At 71.7% G+C, this 7,794-nt stretch carries 8 protein-coding genes; 3 read left to right on the top strand and 5 right to left on the bottom strand.

The genetic code is table 11. From position 1 onward, the window contains the following. A partial coding sequence (locus tag NJ376_RS12635) for a Lin0512 family protein (RefSeq protein WP_252953626.1) occupies positions 1-366 on the top strand: 366 nt, incomplete at its 5' end. 1 nt (position 367) lies between these two features. Further along, positions 368-709 carry a Lin0512 family protein gene (locus NJ376_RS12630; RefSeq protein ID WP_252953625.1) on the top strand — a complete coding sequence of 114 codons (342 nt, stop codon included), beginning with the start codon at positions 368-370 and terminating at the stop codon, positions 707-709. 99 nt (positions 710-808) lie between these two features. On the opposite strand, the gene NJ376_RS12625 is transcribed toward NJ376_RS12630, so the two are convergent. After that, entirely contained in the window at positions 809-1,849 is a 1,041-nt protein-coding gene (locus tag NJ376_RS12625; RefSeq protein ID WP_252953624.1) for an AbrB family transcriptional regulator, read from the bottom strand. 95 nt (positions 1,850-1,944) lie between these two features. Here NJ376_RS12625 and NJ376_RS12620 point away from each other — a divergent pair, with 95 nt between their 5' ends. After that, positions 1,945-2,457, top strand: coding sequence for a hypothetical protein (locus tag NJ376_RS12620; RefSeq protein WP_252953623.1), 513 nt, complete (start codon positions 1,945-1,947; stop codon positions 2,455-2,457). Between the two features lie 236 nt (positions 2,458-2,693). Here the strand turns inward: NJ376_RS12620 and NJ376_RS12615 are convergent, their stop codons facing one another. The 4 genes from NJ376_RS12615 to flgE all read right to left on the bottom strand — a co-directional run bounded on the left by NJ376_RS12615 (position 2,694) and on the right by flgE (position 7,316). Then, positions 2,694-3,149: a flagellar biosynthesis repressor FlbT gene (locus NJ376_RS12615; protein WP_252953622.1), complete on the bottom strand. Its 456-nt coding sequence runs from the start codon at positions 3,147-3,149 to the stop codon at positions 2,694-2,696. Positions 3,150-3,268: 119 nt separating this feature from the next. After that, complete coding sequence (locus NJ376_RS12610; protein WP_252953621.1) at positions 3,269-4,327, bottom strand: flagellin; 1,059 nt, start codon at positions 4,325-4,327, stop codon at positions 3,269-3,271. Positions 4,328-4,352: 25 nt separating this feature from the next. Then, positions 4,353-5,879 (bottom strand): flagellar hook-associated protein FlgK, encoded by a 1,527-nt coding sequence (locus NJ376_RS12605; protein ID WP_252953620.1) that lies wholly within the window; start codon positions 5,877-5,879, stop codon positions 4,353-4,355. Positions 5,880-6,008: 129 nt separating this feature from the next. Beyond that, positions 6,009-7,316 (bottom strand): flagellar hook protein FlgE, encoded by a 1,308-nt coding sequence (gene flgE, locus NJ376_RS12600; protein ID WP_252953619.1) that lies wholly within the window; start codon positions 7,314-7,316, stop codon positions 6,009-6,011. Positions 7,317-7,794 lie beyond the last annotated feature (478 nt).

Below are 7,794 nucleotides of genomic sequence, written 5' to 3'. Positions count from 1 at the left end.
GAGGAAGCAGGCATGGCGATGAAGCGCATGGTGTTGGAGATCGGCATGGGGACCGATATCCGCGGCCTGGACAGCACCAAGGCCGCGGTGCGGGCGCTGCGGGACGCGCTCTGGCACAATTCCCTCACCGTCACCCATGCGCTGGGGGTGGATGTGGACAGCATGAAGGTGATGGTCACCATCGGCGTGCCGCGGCCGGAGACGGTGGACAAGGCGGAGGTGCTGGCCGTCCTGCCGCATGGCACGGGGGAGGTGGAATGCGTGGAAGGCGGGCTGATGATCCCGAACGAGGCCGGGGATGGCGGCACGCTGGTGGCGCATGCGGCGGCCGAGGTCTTCCTTGACCTGCCGGAAGGGGGGCGCTGACATGCCGGCGAAGCGGGTGATCCTGGAACTCGGCGCCGGCAACGATTTGCATGGCGGCGACTACACCAAGGCGGCGCTGCGGGCGGTGCAGGATGCACTGCACCATTCCTCGCTGTCCATGCTGCGGGCGCTGAGGGTGGACCCGAAATCCATGCTGGTGGATGTCACCATCGGCGTGCAGCAGCCGGGGAAGGTGGATGCGGAACGCATCCGCGCCTCCCTGCCGCATGGCCAGGTGACGGTGCAGGTGGTGAAGGGCGGCCTCGACGTAATGAACCCGGAGCAGGACGATCCGGCCGTGCTGGCCACCGCCGCCATCGCGGTGCGGCTGGAACTGCCCTGACGGAGTGGGCCACCCGCGCCCTGCCGTGGCACGGCCACGGCAGGCGGTGAAGGCGCCCCTCGGGCCCCCACGAAGCCGCGCAGCGGTTTCGTGGGGAAGCTAGAGCAGCCCCAGCCGCACCGCCCCCCGGTGCAGCGGCCCGACCAGCAGGTTGCACAGTACCGTCCGCGTCAGGTGGAAGCCCAGCACCAGCGGCACGCCGAGCTCCAGCGCCTTCGCCGTCAGCGCCATCTCCGGCATGCCGCCCGGCGCCAGGCCGAGGATCAGCGCCGAGACCGGCAGCCCGCTGACCCAGGCGACGAGTACGCCGAGCGCGGTGAGCAGCAGCGAGAGCACCGCCGAGGAGATCAACGCCGCGATCGCCAGCCTGCGGGAGGAGAGCAGGAAGCTCCGCGTCAGCCGGGTGCCGAGGGTGGCGCCCATCGCCACCTGCGCCGCATCCACCAGCGGCTTCGGCACGGCGGAGGGCAGATGGCCGGTCGCCGCCAGCCCGATGGCCAGCGCGCAGGGCCCCAGCATCCACGGATTGGCCAGGCCGAGTTGGCGCAAGGGCAGGGCGCAGGCCAGCCCCGCGGCGGCCATCGCCAGCAGGCCGGGCCACCAGGTGGCGATGCCGGCGGCGGTGAAATCCGTGAAGTCGCCATGCGGCGCCAGCCAGCCGAGCAGCGGCGGGAAGGTCAGCACCACCACCAGCACGCGCATGGTCTGGGCCAGGGTCACGGTGGCGACGCTCGCCTTCGCCTCCTGCGCCAGCACGGCCATGACGACGACGCCGCCGGGCACGGCGCAGAAGAAGCCGGTCTTCTGGTCGGTCCCCGCCAAGCGAGTGAAGAGCTGGGCGACGACCAGGCCGGAGGCGATGGCGAGCACCCCGCCCACTAGCATCACCGGCAGCGCCGCCATCACCGCCGTCAGCACCGGGCCGCTGAAGCTGGCGCCGAGGCTGAGGCCGAGGAAGACCAGCCCCGCCGGCCGCGCCCAGCTGGGGACGGCGACCGGGAACTGGTTCCAGGCCAGGGTGGCGGTGCCGAGCATCGCGCCGATCATCCAGGCGAGCGGGATGTGCAGCAGGGTGAGCAGCGCGCCGCCGAGACTGGCAGCGGCCAGGGTGCGGAGCTGGAGGGGGAGCGAGGTCGGCAAGGCGCGCATCCTCGGCTCAAGCCGGGCCGGGGTCAATTCCGGGGCATGCTTACCTTTTCTTTACCTCCATTCTGGTTTCATCGCGGCGGAGACCCATGCAAGCCGTATCGCCCCTCACCATGCCCCGTCTGCCGGTGGCCCAGCCCGCAGCGCCGAAGGCGCCGGCGGCGGAGCCTGCCCGGACGGCCGAGGCCGAGGTGGGGACCCAGCCCTTCCAGGCGACGCCCAACCCGGCAATGAAGCTGGATCCGCGCCTCGGGCTGGTGGTGCTGCAATTCCGTGACGAGCAGGGCGAGGTCACTGCCACCCTGCCGACGGAGCGCGAACTGGCCGCCTACCGCAATGCCGGCAAGCGGGCCGAGGGCGGTGGGAGCGCGGCGGCAGCCGGTGCGCCGGAAGGCGGTGCGGCCCTGTCCGGCGCAGCCCGGCCCGGCATCGCATCCTCGGGCGGCGCCGCCACCGCGGCCGCAAGTGGCGTCCCCTCCGGCGCCGTGGGGCAGGCCCATGGCGGTGGCCTGCCCGGTTCCCCCGCCGGCAGCAGGCCCGCCGCGGTGTTCTCGCCAGGCCGGAGCGGCGGCGAGGCCCAGCCCGCTTCCCGCGCCCTCTGAGGACAACATCGGGTCAGGCGGCGCCACCTGATCGACTTCCTGCTGCAAGCACAACCTCCGGAGCAACCCGGCGTCGCGCCGCGACCCGGAGGGCCCGAGCACCGCGCAGCCATCCACCGGCTCCGCTCAGGCCCACCGGTGCAGGTATCGCACCAGGAACGGGCTTCCCGTCCGGCCCCCCCCACCGTTCCGCCTGGCCGAGCGGCCAGCCTCGCCGCCATGCGCCCGGCCGCGCCTCAGCCCTCCAGCCGGGTGCCTTCCACCCGCGGCGCCTGCAATTGCCGCACCGGCATCAGCGGCGGAAGCCCCAGCACCTCCTCCTCATGCCGCATCACCCGGCGGGCCAGCTTCAGCGCCTGGTAGCAATCATCGGTCTCGGCCAGGATCAGCGCCTGCCGCAGCATCTCCCGCGCCAGGCCGGAGGTGGTGGCGGCCTGGAATTCGCCGATCAGCGCCCGGGCGGAGGCGAGGCCCCGCGCCCTTTCCTCATCGGTCCCGATATAGGCCGTCTGCAGCGCGAAATAGATCCGCCGCGCCGGCGTCGTCGCCGCCTCGGGGGCCATGATCTGCTTGCCGAACAGGAAGCGCGCCTTGGCCGCCAGCTCGATCCGCGTGCGGTTGCGGAAGCGGATCGGGGCGCCGTTCACGACCATCAGATCGCCCTGACGCAGTTCGAGCACCAGCGTGGACATGTCTATTCCTTTCGAGGCCGCGCCGTGTTGGGCAGCCGCCAGTGTGGCATCGCGCGCTTAACGCCGCCTGAAGCCGGGTTGGGGGGAAGCGCCATCGGGGCTGCGGGCCGCCGGCCGGCTCAGCCCAGGAATTGGGCCAGGGTCAGGGTGCCGAGCTTGCCGATGGCGGTGTAGCTCGTCTCCAGGACGGACCGGGTCGCCTGCAGCCGGGTCAGGGTCTCCGCCAGGTCCACCTCCTCGATGTCCGAGACCTGGGCGGTGAGGGAGGTCTTCATGGTCTCGTGCTGCGTTTTCGTCGCCTCCAGCCGCGCCTCCGTCAGCCCCAGCGCGCCGCTCTCATCCGCCAGCGCGCTGCTGGCGCTGGTCAGCCCGTTGCGGACATTGGTCACGAAGTCGCGGAAGGTGTCGCGGTCCGCCGCCTGGACGGGGGTGAGCCCGGCGATGGAGGCGAGGCCGCGGATCAGATCCCGCACCCAGCCGCCGGCGGTCTCCCCCTGGCTCACCGCCGCGCCGTTGCGCGCCACGGTGATGCCAAAGCCCAGCGTAACCCCGTCGGCGGTCTGCACGCTGCGCTGCGGCTCCGCCAGCCCCGCCCCGCCGGTCTGGAAATAGGCGGAGAAGGGGCTGACCCCCGCGCTGTCATCCTGCACCACGGCCAGGGTCGCGGCGTTCACCGCCGCGGCATTGCCGGTGCCGAGGCCCTGCACCGCCGCCATGATCTGCGTGACCCAGGCGCTGCTGTCGAGGTTGCTGGCATCCGGCACCGGCGGGGTGTTGGTGTCGCTGCCGGCGAAGAGGTATTCGCCATTGGCCTGGGCGTTCAGCAGCTGCCCCACCTCCACCAGCGCCTGCCGGGCCTGGGAGGCGTAGAGCGGGATGGTCTCCACATCGTTCGCGTCCAGCTTCATCGCCACATCGTCAGCGAATTTGCGGGCGATCTCGCTGAGCCGCGAGAGCGCGGTCTGCGTCGCCTGGCTGCGCGCCAGCGCCTGGCCGATGGACTGCGCATAGGCGTCGCGTCGCGCCATATCGGCCTTCAGGTTGAACAGCCGCGGCTGGGCGGTGCCGTAATCTCCCAGCACCTCCGCCTTGTAGCCGGTGCTCATCTGCCGTGTCTGCGTCTGCAGCCGGAGCCGGAGCGCGGCGGTATCGCGGTCCAGCCGGGTCAGGACATCCATCGCCTGCGCCTCCTCTCAGCCCTGCCTATCGCACCGCGCCCAGCAGCGTCTCCCACATGCCCTGCAGCGTGCTCACCACCCTGGCATTGGCGGCGTAGGAGTTCTGCAGCTGCACCAGCCCGGACATCTCGGCATCCACATCGACGCCGGATTGCGCGTCGAACCGGCTGAGCAGGGAGGATTGCAGCGCCGTCGCATTCTCCCTGGCCTGGCTTGCCAGGGCGCGCTCGCTGGTCTGCGCGCTCGTCACCCGGTCGGCATAGCCGCCGATGCTGGCCGGCGCGGCGAAGGGCGAGGCCAGGCTGCCATCGGGGCCAAGGCCGCTGCCGGAGATGGGGGGCCAGGTCACGCCGGCGGCGGCATTGCCGGTGAAGGTGAAGTCCAGCACCCGGTCCAGCAGCGTCGTGAAGCTCGCCGGCCCGCCAGGCGGGTTGGGGGTGAAATCCGCGGCGCCGAGGGGGCTGCCGCTGACCGCATCCGTACCGTCCCGCAGCAGCCCGGGCGTGGCGGCAACCTCCGGGTTCACCCGGATCCGCCCGGCGAAGCCGAGCTGGCTGCCGCTGGCATAGGCGGTGCCGGTCGCCGGCACGCTCGTCCCGTCGGCATCGGTAAACAGCTTCAGCCCCTGGGCGGCGAAGCGCTCGGCCAGCGTCGCGGCCGTCAGGTCGGTCTCCGCCTGGAAGCGCGGCAGGATGTCGTCCCGCAGGTTCAGGTACTCGCCGACCCGGCCGCCCTTGATCTGCCCAGTGATGTCGATGCCGTTCAGCATCACCCCCGGCAGGGTGCCGCCGCCGCCGTAGTAGGCGTCCGGTGCCACCGTCGCCTGGCCGATGCTCAGAACGTCGTGCTTCGGGTCGAGCGGCAGGATGATGCCGCCGCGCGCCACCACGGTGATGTCGCCGTCGGATTTCCGCAGCACAGTGACGTCGAGGGATTCGGCCAGCCGCGCCAGCACTTGGTCGCGCCGGTCCTCCAGCGCCGCTTGGTCGCCTTCGCCGCCGCTGCGGATGCGCAGCGTGAGGTCGGCGACCTCGCGCAAAGCCGCATTCGCACCGTCCACCTCCGCCACCAGCCCGTCCTGTGCCTGCTGCCGCGCCGTGCCGATGGCGGTGGAGATGGCGTTCAGCCGGTCCGCCAGGGTGGTCGCTGCGTCCAGTGCGCTGCGCTGCTGCCCGGCATCGGCCGGCGTCGCGCGCAGCGCGATGAAGGCGGATTGCAGCCCGCTCACCGCCTCGGCCAGGCTGTCGCCGGCGCCGGTCGCGCCATGCGCCTGCTCGATCCCGGTCAGCAGCGTCTCCCGCACCGCCGCCGCCGCCGCCGCCGCGCCCGCGCTCTGCATCCGGTTCACCAGCGCCGTATCGACGTTGCGCTGCTGCTCGGAGGTGCGCAGCCCCGCCGGCATGTCGGCGACGGTGATGGCGGTCTGGGCGAGGCTCTTCCTGGTGTAGCCCTCGGTATTCGCGTTCGCCACGTTCTGCGAGGCGACGGAGAGCTGCCGCTGCACCGCGGCCAGGCCGCTGCGGGCGATGGTGAGGGCGAGGTCGAGGCTCATGGCAGCATCTCAGCCTGGGTGGCGGCGTAGAGCAGATCGCCGTAGGGCGGCATCGCCCGATGGCGTGAATCTGCTCTGCAGACGCAGGCGTAGGGCGTTTTCGGTGAACGCATGTGAACCGGAAATGCTCTAGCGCCGCATGTTGATCGTGTCCTGCAGCATCTCGTCACTGGTGGTGACGACCTTGGTGTTCGCGGTGTAGGCGCGCTGCGCCAGGATCAGCTTGGTGAATTCGTTCGCGATATCGACGTTGGAGCGCTCGACGGAGCTGACCACCAGCTTGCCGACTCCGTTGGAGGAGGCGTCGGTGATGCGTGCCTCCCCGGATTCCGGGGTGCGCATGAAGGCCTGGCCGTCCAGGCGCTGCAGCGCATCCGGGTCGTTGAAGGCGACCAGCGGGATGCGCGCCACGACGCGGCTCTGGCCATTGTCGTAGTTCACCGAGATGTCGCCGCTCGGCGCGATGCTGAGGCCGGAATAGGAGCCGAGCGGGACGCCGTTCTGGTTGCGGTTGCGGATCTCGAAGGTCTCGCTGGAATACTGTGTCAGCCCCTGCGCCTCGGCGAAGGCGCCGAAATTGAGGCTGACCGTCTGGGTGCCCTGGCCGAAATCGACGTCGAAGCTGACAGCGGCGAGGTCCCCCGGGTTGTTGCTGGGCGGCAGCACCACCGTGCCGGTGGCGTTGAGCATGTTGCCCAGCGTGCCGGGGGTGGTGGTGGCGGAGGCGGCAGTGCCGAATTGCAGATCCACCGTGCCGGCCGTCGCGGTGACCGCGTCCGGCACGTCGATCGAGAGCGTCCACTCGTTGCTGGTGTTCTTGGTGAAGGTCAGGTTCACCGTGTGCAGCGTGCCGAGGGAATCGTAGAGCTCCGCCTGGGTGGAGATGGAGTCGTTGTCCACGGTGGCGGAGGGCAGGTTCGCCCCGAGCTCGATCTCGGTCGTCGCCACCGGGTTGAAGACCTGCTGGCTGACCCGGATGGGCGTCAGGTTGGTGCGGTCCGGATTGCCGGTGTTGGGGTCCGCCGGCCAGCCCTTCAGGTAGTAGCCGGAGCCGTTGACCAGGTAGCCATCCTGGTCCAGGCCGAAATCCCCGGCGCGGGTGAAGAATTGCCGGTCGTCGAAGACCGGCTGGCCGTTGTTGGTGCCGGTGGCGGCGGCGACGGCGAAGAAGCCCTGGCCGCTGATGGCCATCGCCAGCGGGTTTTCCGACTGCTCCACCGTGCCCTGGGCGCTGTTGGTGTAGGAGGGCCTGGCGATGGTCGCGCCCGGCAGGTGTGTGGAGGCGCTGGATTGCGTCAGGTAGGACACGAAATTCGTGTCCACCCGCTTGTAGCCCACGGTCTGGCTGTTCGCGACATTGTCCGAGATGTGGCCGAGCGCGCGGCTCTGCGCGGTCAGGCCGCTGATGGCGGCGGTGAGCGAGCCGAACAGGGACATGGCGGGGCTCCGGAAAGCGGCGGACGGGGACGGCGAGGGGTGCCGGGCTTCGGGGGAGGAGCCACAGCACGGGCTGTGCCAGCGCCGGGACGCCAGGAAGAAGGCCCGGCCGGTGCGGCGCGGCGGGGGGCGGGCCCGCTGCCCCGGCGGCGCTTGCCGGGCGCGCGGCAAGCTTTGCCGCCGGTCCGGCCAGGCTTGCCGGCTCGGCGGCGGCGGGCACTGGCCCGGCTTTCGCAGCCAGCCCGGGCGCCAGCCCGACCCTGTCGCGGGCCGCCGGCGCTGCCGCAGCCCTGGCGCGCCGGACAGACAAGGATCGCACCCGCCGTGGACGCCGCGCAGATTGCCCCGAGCCCCGCCGCCAGCCGGCCACCTGCCCCCGCCCCCGGACCCGGCGGGGGCGAGGATTTCGCCCAGGCGCTGCGCCGCGCCGGTGAGGCCGCCGATCCTGCCCTCCGCGCTGCGGAGGCGCCCCGGCCGG

The sequence above is a fragment of the Siccirubricoccus soli genome (genome assembly GCF_024178315.1).
GTDB classification, from domain to species: Bacteria; Pseudomonadota; Alphaproteobacteria; order Acetobacterales; family Acetobacteraceae; genus Siccirubricoccus; species Siccirubricoccus soli.
Note: the sequence above shows the minus strand (reverse complement) of the source record. Positions and strands in the feature narration are given on the sequence as shown.